This window comes from Variovorax sp. 350MFTsu5.1, from assembly GCF_048302515.1.
Classification (GTDB): Bacteria; Pseudomonadota; Gammaproteobacteria; order Burkholderiales; family Burkholderiaceae_C; genus Variovorax; species Variovorax guangxiensis.
The window spans coordinates 551,290-570,817 of record NZ_CP157620.1 but is presented as its reverse complement, the minus strand read 5'-3'; the positions used below and the strand labels follow the sequence as shown (position 1 = coordinate 570,817).

The window sequence follows — 19,528 nt, the reverse complement described above, 5'->3', positions numbered from 1 at the left end:
CATGCCGCGCATGCTTTCCGGCAGGTGCCTGTGCGGCGCCGTCCACTACGCGGTGGCAGACGAGTTCACCTATTCGCTCAACTGCCACTGCGCCGATTGCCGCCGCGCGACCGGCTCGGCCTTCAAGCCCTTCGCGGGCATCGAGCGAAGCAAGTTCGCGATCACGCAGGGCGAAGACGGCATCACGGTCTACGGCAAGCCCGACGCGGGCGACCTGCACTGCGCGAAATGCGGCTCGCTGCTGTGCTCGGTGGTGCGCGACGGGCAGTACGTGCACGTCACGCTGGGCACGCTGGTCGACGTGCCCGCGATCCGGCCGGACGCGCACATCTTCGTGGGTTCGAAGGCGCCATGGTTCACGATCACGGACGACCTGCCGCAGTACCAGGGCCACGTCGGCTGAAGCCGGGCATCGCGCTTCGTGCTGCCACCCGCGCGCTTCAGCCGGCGGTTCCCGGATGGCGAGCGCGAAACTCGCCCGGCGTCATTCCCTCGATCCGCCGGAAGTGCCGGTTGAAGTTCGAGACGTTGTTGAAGCCCACCTCGTAGCAGATGCTGCTCACGTGCTGGCGCGTCGTTGCCAGCAGCCGGCAGGCCCTGGCCACGCGCAGGCCGATCACGAAGTCGGTGAAGGTCTGCCCGGTGGTGCGGCGAAAGCTGCGCGAGAAGGCGTTCTCGCGCATGCCCACGATCGCGCCAACATCGGCAAGCGAAAGGTCTTCGGCGTAGTTGTCGCGGATGTGGTCGATCGCCTTGCACATGCGCAGCGCGCGGGCGTCCTCGCCCAGGCCTTCGCCGGCCAGGGCGACGCCGGAGAGCACGCGGTAGTCGCGCCACTGCGCGAGTTCGTTCAGCAGCGCGGCGAATTCGGCAAAGCGCGCGAGCCCGCTCGACGCCTCCACGCGGCGCAGACGCGCGATGGTGCCCGCTTCCAGGCCGACGAACCGCACGCCCAGCCGCGCCCGGGCCAGCAGCGGCCCGGCGTCGGCGAGTTCCGGGAAGAGCGCCATGCCGCGCTTGAGCGGCTCGTCGCCGAAGCGCAGCACCAATCCATCCGTGGAGCCGCTGCCCGGCAGCGCGCGATGCTCGAACGCGAGGCTGCGCGGCAGCCGGGGCCCGAGCAGCACGACGGTGCCGGGTGCGAAGCTGTGGACCTCTTCGTCCCCGCCGCTGCCGATGCGCAGGCGTGCCGGCGCGGCGCCGATCAGGTGCAGCTCGTGGTCGTGCATGCAGCGCGTTGCGCTCTCGTGGGCCGCGGGCCCGGAGGCCGGCTCGCACCGGACCGTGGCGCAGATGTCGCCCGTTTCGCCAGCGCGAACCGGCGCGGGGAACGCCGCCTTGCGCCATGCGGCCGCCTCGATGCCGCGCGCGCCATGCCGCCGTGCCGGCGACAGGGGTCGCGCGGCTTTCGCGTGCGGATGCGCGTGGGAAACGGAAGCGGGTGTCATCGTGTTCAGCAAGACCGGTTTTCCTTCAGCAAATCTCCGATGGACAACGACGACCGGCAGGCCGTCAGCTTCGCCGCTGCGACGGTGGCACCGCCGTCTGCTGCTGGAATGCGGCGAGCAGCCGGTATTCCTCGCCGAGCTTGCGCGGCAGCGAGTGGTACACCGGCAGCAGCTGCCGGTAGAGCGCGGCGTTCTTGGCGTTGGGCGTGTGGCGATGGGTGGCGCCGACCATGCCCGCGACCGCGTCGAGCGAATCGACATGGCCCAGCGCGTAGAGCCCGAGCACCGCGGCGCCGAGGCAGGAGCTCTCGAAGCTCTCGGGCACGACCACCTCGCGGTCGAACACGTCGGCCATCATCTGGCGCCACATGCCCGAGCGCGCGAAGCCGCCGGTGGCCTTGATGCGTGCACTGCGCCCGGCGATGGATTCCACCGCCGGCAGGATGCTGTGCAGGTTGAAGATCACGCCCTCGAGCACCGCGCGGATCATGTGCTCCTTGCGGTGGTGGATGCCCAGCCCGAAGAAGGAGCCGCGCAGGTCGGCGTTCCAGTAGGGCGCTCGCTCGCCGGTGAGGAAGGGGTGGAACACCAGTCCTTCGGAGCCGGCCGACACGCGCTCGGCGATGCGCGTGAGCACCTCGTAGGTGTCGATGCCCAGGCGCTTGGCGGTCTCGGCCTCGGCCGAGGCGAACTCGTCGCGCACCCAGCGCAGGATGATGCCGCCGTTGTTCACCGGCCCACCCACCACCCAGCGCCGCTCGGCGAGCGCGTAGCAGAAGGTGCGGCCCTCGGGGTCGGTCATCGGGTGGTCGACCACGGTGCGCATCGCGCCGCTGGTGCCGATGGTCACGGCCACCTCGCCGGGCGCCACCGCGTTCACGCCCAGGTTGGAGAGCACGCCGTCGTTCGCGCCGATGACGAAGGGCGTGTCGCGCGCCAGCCCCAGCTGCTTCGCCACGTCGCTCGCGAGGCCCTCGACGTGCCAGGTGGTCGGCACCGGGCGCGAAAGCTGTTCGGCGTGCACACCGGCGAGCGCGAGCGCTGCCTCGTCCCACTCGAGCCGTTCGATGTCGAAGAGGCCGGTGGCGGAAGCGATCGAATGGTCGACCTGCCACTGGCCGAAGAGCCGGAAGAACACGTACTCCTTGATGCCGACAAAGCGCGCGGCGCGCGAGAAGAGTTCGGCGCGCTCGTGGCGCAGCCACACCAGCTTGGCAAGCGGCGACATCGGATGGATCGGCGTGCCCGTACGGCGATAGATCGCGAGGCCATCCCACTCGTCGCGGATGCGCGTGGCCCAGGCCGAGGCGCGGTGGTCGGCCCAGGTGATGCTGTTCGTGAGCGGCACGCCCGCGTCGTCGACCAGGATCAGGCTGTGCATCGCCGCGCTGAAGGACACGGCGAGCACGTCGGCAGGCAAAGCCTTGGCCTGCTTCACGCAGCTGGCGATGGCCGAGAGCACGGCCTGGAAGATCTGCTGCGGGTCCTGCTCGGCGGCGCCAGCCTCTGGCTGCAGCAGCGGGTATTCGGTCGCGTCGTGCGCCAGCACGCGCCCGGCGGGCGTGAAGGCCACGGCCTTCGTGCTGGTGGTTCCGATGTCGACGCCGATGACGATGCGACCCATGCTTTTTCTCCTCAGACGACCATGTTCAGCAGCATGATGAAGACGATGGCCACGACCGAGATCAGCGTTTCCATCACGGTCCAGGTCTTGAAGGTCTCGGCCACGCTCATGTTGAAGTATTGCTTCACCAGCCAGAAGCCCGCGTCGTTGACGTGCGAAAGAATCAGCGAACCTGCGCCGGTGGCCAGCACCAGCAGCTCGCGGTTCACGCCCGGCACCATGGTCGCCAGCGGCGCGACGATGCCAGCGCCGGTGATGGTCGCGACCGTGGCCGAGCCGGTGGCGATGCGGATCAAGCCCGCCACCAGCCAGGCCAGCAGGATCGGCGAGACCTGCGCATGCAGCGCCATCTGCCCGATCGCGTTGCCCACGCCGCTGGCCACCAGCATCTGCTTGAAGCCGCCGCCCGCGCCGATGATCAGCACGATGACCGCGGTGGGCGCGAGGCTGTCGTCGACGAACTTCATGATCTGCCTGGCCGTGAAGCCGCGCGCGGTGCCGAAGGTGTAGAGCGACAGCAGCAGCGCCGCCAGCAGCGCGGTGATCGGGTGGCCGATGAAGTCCATCCACTGGCGCACGATGTTCTTCTCGTCCAGCGCCACGTCGGCGAAGGTCTTCAGCAGCATCAGCGCCACCGGCAGCAGCACGGTGACGAGCGTGATCCCGAAGCCGGGCAGCTCGCGCGCCTCGGGCTCGCGCGCCAGCTGTTCCATCAGCTCGGGCGAGGCCTCGCCAGGGACGTACTTCGAGATGAACTTGCCGAAGACCGGGCCCGCGATCATCGCGGTGGGCAGGCCGACGATCAGGCCATAGAAGATGGTCTTGCCGATGTCGGCGTTGAACACGCCGATGGCCAGCAGCGGCCCCGGATGCGGCGGCACCAGGCCGTGCACCACCGACAGGCCCGCCAGCAGCGGGATGCCGATGCGGATGAGCGACACGCCGGTGCGCCGCGCCACGATGAACACCAGCGGGATCAGCAGCACGAAGCCGATCTCGAAGAACAGCGGGATGCCGACCAGGAAGGCCGCGAACATCATTGCCCAGTGCACGCGCTCGCGGCCGAAGGCGTCGATCAGCGTGCGCGCGATGCGGTCGGCGCCGCCCGACTCCGCCATCATCTTGCCGAGCATGGTGCCCAGGCCGAGCACGATGCCCACGAAGCCCAGCACGCCGCCGAAGCCGTCCTGGAAGGACTTCATCACCTTGTCCACCGGCATGCCCGAGGTCAGGCCCAGGAAGCCCGCGGCCAGCGTCAGCGCGATGAAGGGGTGCACGCGCCAGCGCGTGATCAGAAGGATCAGCCCGAGGATCGCCACCAGGGCGTCGACGAGCAGGAAGATCTCTTGGCTCATTCCGAACATGGGTTGTCTCCTGGAACCGGGCCTTTGCGAAAACAAGGCAAGGCGGCGGCCCGGTGGGCTGGACAGCTTCGGGACAGCGCTATCCTGCACGATTCAAAAAAAGCCCGCTCTGGTGGGCGCTCGGGTTTTTCCGAATCGGCCAGGGGCTGGGATAGCGCTATCCTAGGACAGCGCTATCCAAATCCGGATTGGTATTAACCCTGAGACACGCCCGACCATGGCCGACACCCCCGACCGCCCGCGCTCCCGCTCTTCCAGCCACGTCACCCTCGACGACGTGGCGCGCGCCTGCGGGGTGAGCCCGATCACCGTGTCGCGGGCGCTGCGCGGCGCGCGCAACGTGGCGCCCGAGCTGCAGGCCCGCGTGCAGGCGGCGGTCGACCAGCTCGGCTACGTGCCCAACGTGGCGGCGCGCGCGCTGGCCTCGGCGCGCAGCTCCCACGTGGCGGTGCTGATCCCATCGCTGACCAACCAGCTCTTCGTGGAGCTGCTCGAGGCGGTGCAGGACGCGCTGTCGCCGCACGGTTTCCAGTCGCTCATCGGCGTGACGCACTACGACCCGAGGCAGGAAGAGGCGCTGCTGCGCAGCTACCTCTCGCAGCGCCCGGCAGGCGTGCTGCTGACAGGCTTCGACCGGAGCGACGCGGCCGTGCAGATGCTGGAGCGCAGCAACGCGCCCTGCGTGTACCTGATGGAAACCTCGGCCGACGCGGGCGTGCACAGCGTGGGCTTCTCGCAGCGCGACGCGGGGCGCGCCATCGTGCAGCACCTGCTGCAAGGCGGCCGCCGGCGCATCGCCTATGCCGCCGGCCAGCTCGATCCGCGCGTGATGATGCGCCTGGAAGGCTATCGCGAGGCGCTGCGCGCGGCGGGCTGCCACGACCCCGCGCTCGAACTGCTGGTGCCGGGGCCGACTTCCATGGCGCTGGGCGGCCGCCAGTTCGAGGACCTGCTCGCGCGCCACCCCGACGTGGACGCCATCTTCTATTGCAACGACGACCTCGCCCAGGGCGCGCTGCTGGCCGCGCTGCGCAACGGCGTCGAGGTGCCGCGGCGCGTGGCGATCGCCGGCTTCAACGATCTGGGCGGCAGCGACCAGATGCTGCCGCCGCTGACCACCGTGCGCACGCCGCGCCGCGAGATCGGCGAACGCGCGGCCGCGATGCTGCTGGCGCTGATGCGCGGGGAGACCGTGGCCGAGCGAACGGTGGACCTGGGCTTCGAGCTGATGGCCCGGCAAAGCAGCTGAGGCCAGGCAACCGAAGGCGCGCGGCCTACAGCGCCAGCGCCGCCACCTCCGCGCTGCCCAGCGCACCGCCGTAGATGCGGAAGTCGTCGATGCGGCCCTTCAGGAAGGCATCGCTCGAATACTGCGAGCGGCCCAGCCAGTTCTGCGTGGTAGCGCCGAGGTCGGCGGGCGCGAGGCTCATCTGCGCGTTGGAGCCGGCTTCGACGCCGTCCACGTACAGGGTGCCCAGCGTGTCCGACACGGTCACCGCCACATGCACCCACCGGCCGGTGGGCATCGCCGCCGAGCCGTCGATCACCTGTTCGTTGTAGCCGTGCTCGGTGGTGATGGAGAAACGCGGCACGCCGCTGCCGTTGCGCACCGTCAGCATCATGTAGCGGCGAGTGCCGGAGCCGAAGTCGAAGACGCGCGACCAAGTCGCGAGCGTGTCGATGTAGAGCCAGGCCGCGATGCTGAAGTCGGCGATGTTCTTCGCCGCGCCGGCAGGCAGCGCCACGCAGCCGTTGGTGCCGCCAAGGGCGAGCGCGTTGCCCTTGCGTCCGGCGGTCCAGGTCGCGTCGCCCTGCAGTTCGCCGGCCGCGAACCGCCCGGTGGCGTCGGCAGCCTGCGTGCCCGCGGATTCGTCGAACTTCAGCTGCAGCAGCAGTTCGGCCCTGATCGCCGCGCGCTCTTCGTTGGAGGCGGCGCTCTCGCCTGATGCGCCGACCGCGACGACCACGTAGTACCAGACATCGTCGGCCCCGACACCGGCGTCGGTGAAGGTCAGCGTGTCGGTGATGCCCGATGCGATGTCGCTGTAGGGCCCGCCCGCGGTGCTCGCTCGCCTGACGGTGTAGCTCTGCGCATCGGGGCAGCCCCACCACGACAGCACCACCTGCGTGCCGCGCACGTGCGCCGTGAGCCCGCTCGGCTTGCCCGGCGCCGCGAACGGATCGCGCGTGAAAGTCAGCGTGCCGAAGCCCAGCTGGTCGCCGTTGCCGCCGTCGGACTCGGGGCGCATCTGTATCGCCTGCAGCGAGGTGTAGGGCGCGGCGACGCCCAGGCGGTTCGCGTAGTGGTTGTAGACGCTCTCCCAGACGGGGCGCCGGTGCCCCTGCCCCCCGGTCGCCAGCACCGACTGCGTGCCCTGCCTGTTGACGTTGGTGAAGAAGGGCACGGTGTAGAAGGTGCCGGTGCTGCTGTCGACGAGGTTCGATCTGGCGACGTACTCGGCGCCCGCGAGGAAGCGGTTGTTCTCGTAGCCGTAGGTGTCGTCGCCCTGGTTCCACGCCATCTCGTGGAACGCGGCCGCCAGGCCGATGCCCAGCGTGCAGTGGCCCTGGTCGCGGCCGCTTTCCTGCCACTGGCCGAGGTAGCCCGGATGCACCTGGTAGACCGCCTGCAGGCCCGCGCCATTGCCCTGGCCGGCCTTGAAGTAGCCCATCGCCTCGTCGTAGATGTCGGTACGGTCGCACAGCACGCCGATGGCCAGCATCGACGCGATGTTGCACAGGTCCCAGTTGGCCCAGTAGTTGGTGATTTCGGAGCCGTTGTGGTTGATCAGAAAGCTGTGGTTGAGCGGGTAGAACAGCGTGAGCATCATGTTCTGGAAACGCGCGAAATCGCTCGCGGCCCAGCCCTCGTAGCTGCGCATGATCTCGCCCGCGTTCGCGAACTGGTAGCCGTAGATGCCGGCGGCGAGGAAGCGGTCGGAGTTGCCGGTGACCAGCGTCAGCGTGGACGACCATGCGTTCAGGAAGACGACCGCGAGGTCGGCATAGCGCTTGTCCTGCGAGACCTTCCAGCGCAATGCGAGCTGGTAGGCGCGCGCGATGTCGATGTACATCTGCGCGAAGTTCTGGCCGTCCCCGCCGCGAATCACCGTGGCCAGCGGCCGCGGCGTGGCGCCGAGCTGCGAGCGGCCGCTGGAGGTCAGCGCTTTCCAGCCGTCGAGCCAGGGCTGTGCCTGCGCCGCGACCTTCTGGCGCATGCGCTCGAAGTCGGCCTCGGTGTGCAGCAGGCCGGGGTGTACGAACTTTCGTGTCTGCGTGACCGGCTCTGCCGTTGTTGGTGCTGTTGTCGTGTCGACCGCGTCGGTGGCCGTGACCGTCGTCTGCGGCTGCCCGGTGGTGGCAGTGGGGGAGCCCTGCGTGCCGGTGCCCGCTGCCGGAAAGAAGAAGCTGCCTCCCCCTCCTCCGCAAGCCGTGGTCCCGAGGGTCAGGGCACTTGCCGTGCCCAGAAAGAAAACGCGGCGATCCAGGGAGAAGCCGTTCTTGTCGTCGTCCAACGCGTGCATCCTTGCAGAAACCTGTAAGGAGTCGATTCAGCAATCGGCATGCCCGCGCGCCCGCGCCGCCGCGCGGCGTGCCATTGCGCGCAGCGGTGAATGCAATGGCCTTGCATTGCGTCGCAAATGCATGCAGTGGCGTGACATTCGCTGTCACTCCCGCAAGCGGCGCGCCCAGGAATGTCAGCGCCAGCCGGTTCGCCGGACGCGTGGCGGGTTCAGGCGTCCTCCATGCGCGCATCCATATGCACGAGCTCGATGATGGCCTGCATCAGCGTGGCCGCGCTGACCGGCTTGAACAGCACCGGCACGCCCCACTCGCGCACGCGCTGCAGGCGCTCGGGCGCGGTCTCGCCGGTGATGAGCAGCATCGGCGCATCGAGCCTGAAGCGCTCGCGCAGCCGCAGTCCCACCTGCAGGCCCTCGGCACCGTCGCCCAGGCGGTAGTCGCACATCAGCAATGCGACCGGATTCAGGTCCGCGTCGGGCTGCGCAAGGACTTCCACTGCCTCGGCCTCGTCGGCCACCGCCACGACGTCGATGCCGTAGGCGCGCATGAGCTCGGTCATCGCCTCGCGGATGTCCTCCTCGTCGTCGATCAGCAGTACGCGCCCGCCGAGTTCCGGCACCTGGAAGAAGTGGCGAACCGGCGATTCGAATTCCTGCAGCGGCAGGCTGTCCTGCGATGCCTCCGAGGGTTCGGCCAGCGGCAGCACGAGACGGAAGCGCGTGCCGCGCCCGGGGCGCGAGCGCAGCTCGACCCCGTGGCCGAGCAGGCGGCCGAGGCGCCGCACGATCGACAGCCCGATGCCCAGGCCGCGCGAGCGGTCGCGCCCCGGGTTGTTCACCTGGTAGAACTCCTCGAAGATGCGCTCCGCCTGCTCGGGGGCGATGCCGATGCCGGTGTCGCGCACCTCGATCCACACGTGCTCGCCGCGCCTGCGCGCCATCACGGTCACGCCGCCCTGGCGCGTGTACTTCAGCGCGTTGTCCACGAGGTTGGAGAGCATGCGGTACAGCAGCTGCGGGTCGCTGCGCACCCACAGGCCGCTGGCGCGCACGCGCAGCTGCAGCCGCTTGCGCTCGGCCTGCACGGAAAAGGTGTTGTGCAGAGGCAGCAGCAGCTCGTCGAGCCCCAGCGCGATCGGCACGGGCTGCACCACGCCGGCGTCGAGCCGGGAGATGTCGAGCATGGTGTCCAGCGATGCGCCGAGCGCGTTCACCGCGCGCATCAGCCGCTCGACGTTTCGCTCCTCGGGCCGGTGGCGCAGCGTGTTGCCCAAAGCGGCGCCGAACAGCGCGATGGCATGCATGGGCTGGCGCAGGTCGTGGCTGGCGGCGGCGAGGAAGTGGGTCTTCTCGGCGCTGGCGCGCTCGGTGGCGGCGATCTGCTCTCGCAGCTGCGCGGCGAGCGCCTCGTTCTCGAACTGCAGGATCAGCGTGGCCGTCAGCCGCTTGTTCTGCTTGACGCCCTCGCTCAGCGTCAGCACGAGGTTGACGAAGGCGAAGCCGGCCAGGAACCAGTTGAGCGCGCCGCCATACCAGGCCAGCGAGATGATGAGCCCGCTCATCATCGGAATGCCGTAGCCGAACATCGCGGTGCGCAGCGGCCATCGCGCCTGCACCGCGCGGGTCCAGCTGCCCATGATGACCACCGTGACGAAAGTGGTCAGCATCGAGTCCTGGATGCTCACGAGGAAGAGGCTGCTGGGCGCGGTCACGGTGCTGACCGCTGTGACGATGCGGGTGTACTTCTTCGCCCACGCGGGCGTTTCCGACAGCGGCACCTGCGGCGTCCAGCGCGGCGTGACGATGGCGTACAGGTCCACCAGCACGATCGCGGTGATCAGCGCCACGATCAGCAGCCTGAAGGCCGGATCGACGAAGAAGTAGCCGAAGCACCCGATGCCGATGGCGAAGCCCATGTGCGCGACGATGGCCGTGGTGTGGCCCGCGTACAGCGAGGCGACGTGCTCGCGCAGCACGCGCAACTCGAGCGTGGCGTCGACGGGCAAGCGCCCCGGGGCCGGATCGTTCTTCTTCATTTCCCTTGTCTCCCTTCGAGGCCTTCATCGCGCCCCGTTGCCTGCCGCGGCAGGGTCCGGCTCAGCGCAGGCTGCTGATCAACTGCGCGCGCGAGCGCATGCCGAACTGCAGCAGGATGCCCGCGACATAGTTCTTGACCGTGCCTTCGCTGATCTCGGCCAGCAAGGCGATCTCGTGGTTGCTCTTTCCCTCCAGCAGCCAGTTGAGCACCTGCAGCTGCCGCTTCGTGAGCTTGTGCCGGGCGTTGCTGGACGAAGGCGCCACGGCATCGGACGGCGCGGGCATGGCGGGAGGCTGGTAGTTCACCGCGTCGCCGCCCAGCAGGCCGCAGGCGCGGATGAAGCTCACGACTTCGCGCAGCGTGGCCGACTTCGGCAGGTACGCGAAGGCGCCCAGCGTCATCGCTCCCTGCGCGAGCGTGTCTTGCGCGAGCGTCGTGTTGCCGGTGCCCGAGAGCACCACGATGCGCGCCTCGGGATAGCGCGATCGGAATTCCATGAGCCCGCTCAGGCCCTGCGTGTCGGGCAGCGCCAGGTCGAGCAGCACCAGTTCGATCGCTTCCTGGTTGTCCTCGAAGACCGCCATGGCCTCGGCCAGGTTGCCGGCCTCTAGCACCTCGATGGGCGTGGCCGACACGTTGGCCTCCAGCAGCGCGCACACGCCCATGCGCACGAGGTCGTGATCGTCCACGACCAGGATGGCGCGCGACCGCGCGGGGTCTCGCTGTCGCCGGGTCTCCTCGGCCGGGGATGCGGGCCTGTCGATCTCTGTCATCCCCCGGATGCTATTTGCGACCCGTGGGGCACCGTAAGTGCCCAAAGTCATGGCCGCGCCCGGCAGGCTCAGAGCGGCTCCAGCCCCACCTTCTTCATCATGGCCTCGGTGAATACCATCTCTTTAGTGAAGCCCGTGGTGTAGGCCGAACCGTCCTGCATGTCGACCCTGCCGCCCTGCTCCTGCAGCGCCGCGACCACCCTGGGCTGCGCCAGCGCCTTTTCGAAGGCGGTGCGGATGCGCTGCACGATGGCGTCGGGTGTGCCAGCCGGCACCGAGATGCCGCCCCACGAGGTGAGCTCGGCCCCCTTCACGCCCAGCTCGGCCAGCGTGGGCACCTGCGGCAGCACGGGGTTGCGCTTCGCTCCCGCCACCGCCAGCGGACGCAGCTTGCCGGCCACGATCTGCGGATAGGCCACGCTGAAGATCGGCATGCCGAACGCGACCTGGTCGCCGAGCACCGCGTTGACCAGCTCGGAGGCGCCCTTGTAGGGCGCATGCAGCGCGGTGACGTTCTCGGCCGAGAGCAGCATCTCCACGCCCAGGTGCGAAGGCGTGCCCACGCCGCCCGAGGCATAAGCCAGCTGCCCGGGCTGCGCCTTGGCCCTGGCCACGAGGTCGGCCAGGCTGCGGACGTCGGAGCTGGCGTTCACGACCAGCACCACGTCGGAGCTGGCCAGCCGCATCACGTGGCGGAAGTCCTTCAGCGCGTCGTAGCCCGGGTTGCGGTACATGCGCATGTTGGCGGCCATGGGCGCGGCCGAGTAGATCCAGGTGTAGCCGTCCGCCGGAGACTTGGCGACGATGCGCGCGCCGATGTTGCCGGCCGCGCCGGGCTTGTTCTCGATCACCACCGGCTGGCCGATGACCGGCGCCACCGCCTCGGCGAGGATGCGCGCGGTGATGTCGGGGCCGGTGCCGGCCAGGTAGGGCAGCACCCACTTGATGGGACGGCTGGGGTAGGCCTCTTCGGCCCGCGCGAGGCCCGTGCCCAGGGGCAGCAGCATGGCGGCCAGGGCGTGCCCAAGCAGCTTGCGGCGATGCGGATCGGTCATTGTCTTGTCTCCTGTCGCTTGTCTCTTTGTCTGCTTCTTCTTCGGAACGCGCAAGGCGTTCTCAACCCGCCTCGGACGCCAGCAGTTCCTTGGCGATGGTGTTGCGCTGGATCTCGCTGGTGCCGGTGAGCACGCGGTACATGCGCAGCACGCGGAAGAGGAACTCCACGCGCCGGCCCTGCACGATGCCTTCGCCGCCGTGGATCTGCACCGCGCGGTCGGCCACGCGGAAGGCGGTCTCGGAGCAGAACAGCTTGGCCATGGAGGCCTCGGCGCGTGCGTCCGAGCCTGCGTCGATCTGGCGGGCGGTGTTGATCATCAGCGCGCGCGCCGCCGCGAGTTCGGTCGCCATGTCGGCCAGCATGTGCTGGATGGCCTGGAACTGGCCGATGGCGCGGCCGAACTGCTTGCGCTGCAGCGCGTAGTCGCGCGCGTCGCGCAGCGCCACCTGGGCCAGCCCGACCATCGCCGGGCAATGCAGCAGCCGGTTGACGGTGATGCGGCCCAGCGCCAGCGCCAGGCCCCGGCCCTGCTCGCCGATCAGGTTGGCGGCCGGCACGCGCGCGTTCTCGAACACGATGTTGCCGGTGCCCGACTGGCCGGCCATGGTCTTGTAGCCCGACTCCACGCGCACGCCGGGCGCCTTCAGGTCGACGAAGAAGGCCGACACCTCGCGCTGCGCGGGGTCGGTGGCGGTGGAGGCGACCAGCACCGCGAAATCGGCGAAGGGCGCGCCCGAGATGAAGCGCTTGCGGCCGTTGACGACGTAATCGTCGCCGTCGAGCACCGCGTGCGTCTGCACGGCGCCGGCGTCGGAGCCGGCCTGCTCTTCCGTCAACGCGAAGCAGATGGCCTTCTCGGCCTCGGCCACCGGCACGATGAAGTTCCGCATCTGCCACGGCGTCGCGAAGCGTGCCAGCGCGCCCACGCGCGGCGGGCCGCTCAGCTCGCCGAACACATGCGGCGCGAAGGGCGAGCCGGTGGCGTAGATCGCCTCCTTGATGAGCGCGTGGTCGAGCACCGAGAGGCCCATGCCGCCCATTTTTTCGGGCAGTGTCATGCCATAGAAGCCCAGCTCGCGCGAGCGCTTCCACACACGCTGCAGCAGCTCGCGCGGCGCGCCGCGCTCGCTGTCGATGTCGTGCTCGCGCGCCAAGTCGGCCAGCTCGCCGTTGAGGAAGGCCTGCACGCGGCCGATGACTTCGGCGGCGCGCTCCGAGCCCTCGAAGGGGCCCGCGAAGATCGGTGCCATGTTGTTGATGGCGGGTGTCGTCATTGCATCCATCTCAGTTCACCATCCTCTCCTGGCCTGCCCAGTACGGCGCCTGCACCGCCTTGCGCATCACCTTGCCGTTGGGGTTCTTCGGCAGCGAGGCCACGAACTCGATGTGGCGCGGGCGCTTGAAGCCCGCCAGCCGCTCGCCGCAGAAAGCGTCGATGGCCGTGCCCTCGGCCGCGCGGCCGGGCTTGAGCACCACGTGCGCCGCCACCGACTCGCCCCACTTGTCGTCGGGAATGGCGAACACGCAGGCTTCCTGCACCGCTTCGTGCTGGAACAGCACCGCCTCTACCTCGGAGGGATAGACGTTGAAGCCGCCGCTGATGACCATGTCCTTCTTGCGGTCGACTATGTAGACGTAGCCCTCCTCGTCCATGCGCGCGAGGTCGCCAGTGTGGTAGCGGCCGTTCTTCAGCACCTCGGCCGTGAGCTCGGGCGCGCGCCAGTAGCCGGCGAAGATGTCCTCGCCGCCGACCACGATCTCGCCGATCTCGCCGGTGGCCACCGGCTGGCCCTCGTCGTCGAGGATGCGCACGTCGCATTCGAGCAATGGGCGCCCGCACGAGGCCAGGCGCTCGGGCCGCGCGGCGCGGGCATGAAGGTGGTCGTGCGTGGTCAGCGCGCACACGCCCGAGGTGGTCTCGCCCGCGCCGTAGCCTTGCGACAGCACGGGGCCGAACACGTCCATGGCCTTGAGGATGCGCGCCGGCGCCATCGGCGCGGCGCCGTAGCCCAGGCGCTGCAGGTCGGGCAGCGGGCGGTATTGGCCCTCGAGCTCGCCCAGCAGCATGTTGATCATGGTCGGCACCATGAAGGTGTGCGTCACGCGGTCGGCGCGCATGTCTGCGATGAAGCGCGCCGGCTCGAAGCCCGAGAACAGGCGAATCGTCACGCCGCTGCACAGCGCCGGCACGATCTGCATGCCCGAGGCGTGCGTGACCGGCCCCACCAGGCCGAGGATGTGCCCTTCGTGCATGCCCTCGGAGCGGATCAGGAACTTGCGCAGCTGCGCGAGCCGGTTGCCGAAGGTCTGCATCGCGGCCTTCAGCACGCCCGATGAGCCCGAGGTGTAGTGCAGCACCGCGAGCTCGTCGGCATGCACTTCCACCGGCGCGAAGACATCGCTGGCGCGGGCGAGCGCGGCGTCGTAGTTCGTCGCGGCATCGCCGTCCAGCAGCAGCAGGCGGGGCATCTCGCCGCGGATGTGCGCCCGGAAGCTCTCGGCGCGCTCGCTGGTGGTGACGATGATCGCGGCCTCGCTGTTGGCGGCGATCTCGCCCACCTCGCTCGGCGAGAGGCGCGAGTTGAACGGCGCCTTCACCAGGCCGGCCTTGTAGCAGGCGATCTCGATCTCGACGATCTCGGCGCAGTTGGCCAGGTAGATGCCCACGCGGTCGCCGCGCGCGAGGCCGAGGCCCAGCAGCGCGTTGGCGAGGCGGTTGCTGCGCTGTTCCAGTTCGGCATAGCTGAGCGTGCGCGCGGGGCTCATCACCGCGATGCGCCGGCCGTTGGAACGCGCGCTGCGCGCCACGAGAGCGCCGACATTGGCGACCACGCGCCTTGGGGGAATGGATGGGGGATTGATGCTTGTCTCCTGGGTGCCGCCCTTTGCGGTTCACGGCACTGTTCCAGAAGCGGCGCCGCAGGAGAAATACTGTTTGCTGATCCGCGGCCATCAACGGAATTGATGGCCCGTTGTGCCTCGGCGTGAGCTCAGCCGCGCATCATCCACTCGGCCATCCACTTGCGCTGCCTGATCAGGCTCCGTGCCTCGGAGGTCAGCGCATCCACCACCACCTGCGTGACGGCATCGAGCGGCCGCTCGGCGGTGACCAGCGTGTATGCGCGCGAAAGCTCCGGGTTCACCACGCGCGCGACCAGCCAGCCTTCGCGCGGCGCCGGGCTGTCGTTCAGCGCACAGGCCGGCACGAAGGTGAAGCCGGCGCCGCTGAGGTAGAGCGAGCGGATCACACGCGCGGAATCGTGCTCGTGGACGATGTTCAGCGGCATGCCGCGGGCGCTCGCCGCACCCTCCACTGCCTGCCGGATCGCGAATCGGCGCGACTGCAGCACCAGCGGTTGAGCGGCGGCGTCGGCGAGGTCGATCAGCGGATAGGCGGGCGCACCGGCATCCGGCTTCGTCGCGGAGCGCCGGCGGCCCGCGGGCGCCGCGCGCAGCAGCCGGGCGACGCGGCCATCGGTATCGCGTCCGCAGAAGTACATGCCCTCCTGCGCCATCGGCCTGCAGCGCAAGCCTTCGAGAGGCGGCGTATCGACCAGGATGCCCACGTCGGCGCGGCGCTCGAGCACGGCCTTGCACACCGTCAGGCTCAGGCCGTCGAGCACGAAGACGCGCACGCGCGGGTGCGACTCCTTGAGCGCGGCCAGCACCGGCCCCATCAGCAGCGAGGCGAGCAGGAACGGAATGGCCAGCGTGACCGAGCCTTCTGGCCCCTGCGGCAGGCGCTGGATGCGCTCGCGCATGGCCTCGGCATCGCTCAGCAGGCGGCGGGCGTCGTCATACAGCCGCAGGCCGGCCGACGTGGGCGTGACGCCGGCATGCGAGCGTTCGAAGAGCTGCACGCCGAGCTCGCTTTCCAGCTTCTTGATCTGCGCCGTGAGCGCCGGCTGCGCCACGTAGAGCGCCCCGGCCGCGCGAGAGAGGCTGCCGGCTTCGAGCACGGCGATGAAATAGCGGAGTGTGCGCAGGTCCATGCTGGCTACTATGCCTCGCGGCGCCGCAGCGGCTCCGGCGATGGACTTGCGGGTCTGGCAAACCCTGATCGGTCATCAGACATATGCTTGAAAATCAGACACGCCATTTGTCTGAATCGACGACACCATACGATCGACGGATCGGGAAATCTCTTGTGGATCAACGCGCAGGCGCACTGGCATGCCCCATGCAAAGCACAGCCGATCCGATCCACAACACGCGCGGAATCATCGCGGGCCGCCGCTCTTCCCGTTTCGCGCCTGGAGACACCATGGACACCCTTCTTCTTCAATCTCGCGCGGACGCGCCCCAGGCGCACGACAGCGTCGCCGCGTGGTTCGACCCGCTGCTGTCCGAAAGGCTCGCGCAGGCCGGCTTCGGCACGCTGGAGCAACTGGCGCAACGCATCAACGATGCAGGCGTGACCTGGTGGTATCCGGTGCGGGGCATCGGCGTGAGGCGCGCCGAGCGCGTCGTGCAATGGCTGCACGAGCAGCAGCAGAGCACGGGCATGGAGGTGAACCTGCGCGGCCTGCGCGAACACGGGCGGGCGCGGTCGTCGTCATGCGCAGGCGCGCAGGCTGCGGTGGAGTGCGGCTCGGATAATGCGGGCTTCGTGTCAGCAGCAACAAGGCAAGGATGAGCGCCGCGGATTTTCTTTTTTCTCCCGAAGTACAGAAGCTGCTCACGGTCTTGTACGCGGCACCGGCCGACGAGCAGTTCCCGACCGCCGAACTCGCGCGGCGCGCCAGGCTGGCGGAACCCGAAGCCACGGCCACCGTCGGGCACCTGGTCAGCAGCGGCATCGTGAAGCGCCAGGCAGCGAAGGCCGAGCAGCCCGAGACCATCCGGATCGACCGCTCCTTCGTCTTCCACGACCAGCTGCGCAGCATCGCGCTGCGCTCCTTCGCCGCGGCGGAGCCGATCCGCTCCATGCTGCGGTCCAGGTTCAAGGACTCCGTCGTGCGCGCCTTCGTGCTGGGCGAAGACGAGCAGGGCACCTTGGAACTGCTGGTCGCGCACGGCCAGCTGGTGCCCGACGAAGCCGCCATGGCGGCGGCCTGCCAGAAACTGTCGAAATCCATGGGCAGGCATCTGAAGGTGCACGTCGTTCCGCTCACGCGGCTCAACGGCATGCCGCCGCGCGATCCGCTGGCGTCGAAGCTCGCCGCGGCCACGGTGCACGAGATCATCGCGCTGGGGGACACCAAGGCGGCGCTCCCCGTGGAACGTGGCGGGCTGCTGCAGGCGGCGAGGAAGAGGCTGGCGACGCTGGGCAGACCGGCAGCCTGATCCCCAGGAGAAGGACGACACCAGCAAGATGGCAGGCAACCCGGCCTGCCGCCGGGCGGGGCTGCAATCAGAACACGCCGAAAACCTTCAGCAAGATGATCACGCCGATCGGTACGCCGCACAGCCAGAGGATGATGCTTTTCATGGGGGTCTCCTGTTCATTGGAGCGGCAACCTTAGCGAGCGCCTGGCTGGCGCCGAGACGGAAAAGGACGGACGGCGGGGTAGGCGCACTTCCACGCGCACCTCGCGCGAACTTCACGCGAGCCAATGCACGACGGCACCCGCCGGACTCCGAAATAGAAAGAGCCGCTTTCCCCCAAGGGAAAGCGGCTCTCTATTTACAAAAACTGTCCGGCTTCAGAACGGAATGTCGTCGTCCATGTCATCGAAGCCCGACGACGACTTGGCCGGTGCCTGGCGCGGAGCCGGCGCCGGAGCGCGCGGTGCGGCCGCGGGTGCGCGCGGGGCGTAGCCGCCACCACCACCACCGCCGCCTTGCGAGTAGCCGCCGCCACCGCCGTAGCCGTCGTCGTCGCTGGGACCCGACGGGCCGCCCTGGCCCTGGCGGCTGCCGAGCATCTGCATCTGGTCGGCGCGGATCTCGGTGGTGTACTTTTCGATGCCGTCCTTGTCGGTCCACTTGCGCGTGCGCAGGCTGCCTTCGACATACACCTGCGAGCCCTTGCGCAGGTACTGGCCGGCGATTTCGGCCAGGCGGCCGTTGAAGACGATGCGGTGCCACTCGGTGGCTTCGCGCATTTCGCCGCTTTGCTTGTCCTTCCAGCGATCGGTGGTGGCCACTGTGACGTTCGCGACCTGGTCGCCGCTCGGGAATGTACGCATCTCGGGGTCGCGCCCCAGATTGCCGACGACGATGACTTTATTGACCGATGCCATATGCACTGCCCCTGATAAGTAGATGGAGGAGAAGGTTGAGAAGAACCCTCGATTGTGCCCCAAGGCGACCTCTCTCTTTCTCCCCCGGTGCCAGAATGGGCGCTTGCGATGAACCGGGAACCTGACTTTTTCGAGCATCTGCGCGCCGAGCTGTCCAGCGGCCGCGTCTGGCTCGACCGCGCCATCGTGCTGGGCTACGCCATCGCGGCGGGCCTCTTCGTGGTGGGCTTCACGCTGGCCAGCGACTGGGTCTTCGGCCAGTTCCACCGCTTCTACCGCGCCTGGCCCTGGGCGGTGCTGCTGACCACGCCGATGCTCACGGCCGGCATCGTCTGGTTCACCCTGCGTTTCTTCCCCGGAGCTGGAGGCTCCGGCATTCCCCAGATCAAGGCCGCGCTCCACCCGGCCCTGCCCGGGGAGCGGCGCTTCGTGTTCGCCTCGCTGCGGTTGACGGTCGCCAAGATCGGGCTGGGCGTGGCGGGCTTCGCAGCCGGCCTGTCGATCGGCCGCGAGGGGCCTTCGGTGCAGGTGGCGGCGGGCGTGATGCAGCATGCGCGGCGCTGGCTGTCGCCCAACACGTCCATCGACGGGCGCGCGCTGCTGGTGGCCGGCGGCGCGGCCGGCATCGCGGCGGCCTTCAATGCGCCGCTGGCGGGCGTGGTGTTCGCCATCGAGGAGTTGTCGGGCCGGCTGGAGGCGCGCTCCAGCGGGCTGATCATCACGGCCATCGTGCTGGCGGGCCTGGTGGCTGTGTCCGCCTTCGGCAACGTCAGCTATTTCGGCGTGATCCGTGTGCCGCGGCTGGGCTGGGACGTGCTCGGGCCAGGCCTGCTGGTCACGCTGCTGAGCGGCGCCGCGGGCGGCCTCTTCGCGCGGCTGCTGATCGCCTCGCTCACCGGCACGGCCGGGCGCTTCAATCGCTGGCGGGCGCGCTTTCCGGTGCGCTTCGCGGCGGTCGGCGGGCTGGCTGTGGCCGTCATCGGGCTGGTCACGGGCGGCGTCACCTTCGGCGCGGGCTCGGAGGCAGTCAAGCAGATGCTGCAGGGCCACGACGAGCTGACGCCGCTGTACACCGTGCTCAAGTTCGTCGCCACTTGGCTCACGGCGTGGTGCGGCGTGCCGGGCGGGATCTTCGCGCCGTCGCTGTCCATCGGCGCGGGCATCGGCGACGCGGTGGCCCGGTTCGCAAGCAGCGAGCAGGGGCCGGCGCTCATCGCCATGGGCATGGCCGGCTTCCTCGCGGCGGTGACGCAGGCGCCGCTGACCGCCTTCATCATCGTGATGGAGATGGTCGACGGCCACTCGATGGTGCTGAGCCTGATGGCCGCCGCGATGCTGGCCAGCCTAGTCTCGCGCATGATCAGCCGGCCGCTGTACGACACGCTGGCCGAGCACATGGTGAGCCGTGCGATCAGCACCTCCGCCGGCACCGAAGCGGTGCACCCGCCGCCGGCAGAAACCCCGAAGTCCGAACCGCCGGTTCCCTCCGGCTCGCCATGAAATCGTCGGCGGTCT

At 69.2% G+C, this 19,528-nt stretch carries 16 protein-coding genes; 5 read left to right on the top strand and 11 right to left on the bottom strand.

Translation table 11 applies throughout. The features are described from left to right. Position 1: 1 nt before the first annotated feature. Positions 2-403 carry a GFA family protein gene (locus ABL843_RS02505; protein ID WP_418118854.1) on the top strand — a complete coding sequence of 134 codons (402 nt, stop codon included), beginning with the start codon at positions 2-4 and terminating at the stop codon, positions 401-403. Positions 404-440: 37 nt separating this feature from the next. On the opposite strand, the gene ABL843_RS02500 is transcribed toward ABL843_RS02505, so the two are convergent. From ABL843_RS02500 to ABL843_RS02490, 3 genes are all read right to left on the bottom strand, one after another. Next, positions 441-1,448: a helix-turn-helix domain-containing protein gene (locus ABL843_RS02500; protein WP_418118853.1), complete on the bottom strand. Its 1,008-nt coding sequence runs from the start codon at positions 1,446-1,448 to the stop codon at positions 441-443. Positions 1,449-1,512: 64 nt separating this feature from the next. Continuing rightward, a complete protein-coding gene (gene gntK, locus ABL843_RS02495) occupies positions 1,513-3,072 on the bottom strand; it encodes a gluconokinase (RefSeq protein WP_369659903.1) in 1,560 nt (519 codons plus the stop codon). An 11-nt stretch (positions 3,073-3,083) separates the two neighbouring features. Beyond that, entirely contained in the window at positions 3,084-4,436 is a 1,353-nt protein-coding gene (locus ABL843_RS02490) for a GntP family permease (protein WP_418118852.1), read from the bottom strand. A 217-nt stretch (positions 4,437-4,653) separates the two neighbouring features. On the opposite strand from ABL843_RS02490, the gene ABL843_RS02485 reads away from it, so the two are divergent. After that, positions 4,654-5,685: a LacI family DNA-binding transcriptional regulator gene (locus ABL843_RS02485; protein WP_369659905.1), complete on the top strand. Its 1,032-nt coding sequence runs from the start codon at positions 4,654-4,656 to the stop codon at positions 5,683-5,685. A 25-nt stretch (positions 5,686-5,710) separates the two neighbouring features. Here ABL843_RS02485 and ABL843_RS02480 read toward each other — a convergent pair whose 3' ends face one another. From ABL843_RS02480 to ABL843_RS02450, 7 genes are all read right to left on the bottom strand, one after another. Further along, positions 5,711-7,960, bottom strand: a complete 2,250-nt coding sequence (locus ABL843_RS02480; protein ID WP_418118851.1) for a LamG-like jellyroll fold domain-containing protein — start codon at positions 7,958-7,960, stop codon at positions 5,711-5,713. Positions 7,961-8,169: 209 nt separating this feature from the next. Continuing rightward, entirely contained in the window at positions 8,170-9,996 is a 1,827-nt protein-coding gene (locus ABL843_RS02475; protein ID WP_418118850.1) for a hybrid sensor histidine kinase/response regulator, read from the bottom strand. Positions 9,997-10,057: 61 nt separating this feature from the next. Further along, a complete protein-coding gene (locus tag ABL843_RS02470) occupies positions 10,058-10,771 on the bottom strand; it encodes a response regulator transcription factor (RefSeq protein ID WP_418118849.1) in 714 nt (237 codons plus the stop codon). 68 nt (positions 10,772-10,839) lie between these two features. Further along, positions 10,840-11,826 carry a Bug family tripartite tricarboxylate transporter substrate binding protein gene (locus ABL843_RS02465; RefSeq protein WP_418118848.1) on the bottom strand — a complete coding sequence of 329 codons (987 nt, stop codon included), beginning with the start codon at positions 11,824-11,826 and terminating at the stop codon, positions 10,840-10,842. Between the two features lie 61 nt (positions 11,827-11,887). Beyond that, on the bottom strand, positions 11,888-13,111 hold the full coding sequence (locus ABL843_RS02460) for an acyl-CoA dehydrogenase family protein (RefSeq protein WP_418118847.1): 1,224 nt from the start codon (positions 13,109-13,111) through the stop codon (positions 11,888-11,890). A 1-nt stretch (position 13,112) separates the two neighbouring features. After that, complete coding sequence (locus ABL843_RS02455) at positions 13,113-14,594, bottom strand: AMP-binding protein (RefSeq protein ID WP_418120430.1); 1,482 nt, start codon at positions 14,592-14,594, stop codon at positions 13,113-13,115. 224 nt (positions 14,595-14,818) lie between these two features. Continuing rightward, positions 14,819-15,820, bottom strand: a complete 1,002-nt coding sequence (locus tag ABL843_RS02450; RefSeq protein WP_418118846.1) for a LysR family transcriptional regulator — start codon at positions 15,818-15,820, stop codon at positions 14,819-14,821. 272 nt (positions 15,821-16,092) lie between these two features. Here ABL843_RS02450 and ABL843_RS02445 point away from each other — a divergent pair, with 272 nt between their 5' ends. Then, the gene (locus tag ABL843_RS02445; RefSeq protein WP_184640171.1) at positions 16,093-16,464 is read left to right on the top strand and encodes a phage integrase family protein; all 372 of its coding nucleotides are present in this window, start codon (positions 16,093-16,095) and stop codon (positions 16,462-16,464) included. Then, positions 16,461-17,114, top strand: coding sequence for a hypothetical protein (locus ABL843_RS02440; RefSeq protein ID WP_418118845.1), 654 nt, complete (start codon positions 16,461-16,463; stop codon positions 17,112-17,114). Before ABL843_RS02445 ends, ABL843_RS02440 begins: the two co-directional genes overlap by 4 nt. A gap of 359 nt (positions 17,115-17,473) precedes the next feature. Here the strand turns inward: ABL843_RS02440 and ssb are convergent, their stop codons facing one another. After that, entirely contained in the window at positions 17,474-18,013 is a 540-nt protein-coding gene (gene ssb / locus ABL843_RS02435) for a single-stranded DNA-binding protein (protein ID WP_126022297.1), read from the bottom strand. A 108-nt stretch (positions 18,014-18,121) separates the two neighbouring features. On the opposite strand from ssb, the gene ABL843_RS02430 reads away from it, so the two are divergent. After that, complete coding sequence (locus ABL843_RS02430) at positions 18,122-19,513, top strand: chloride channel protein (RefSeq protein ID WP_418118844.1); 1,392 nt, start codon at positions 18,122-18,124, stop codon at positions 19,511-19,513. Positions 19,514-19,528 lie beyond the last annotated feature (15 nt).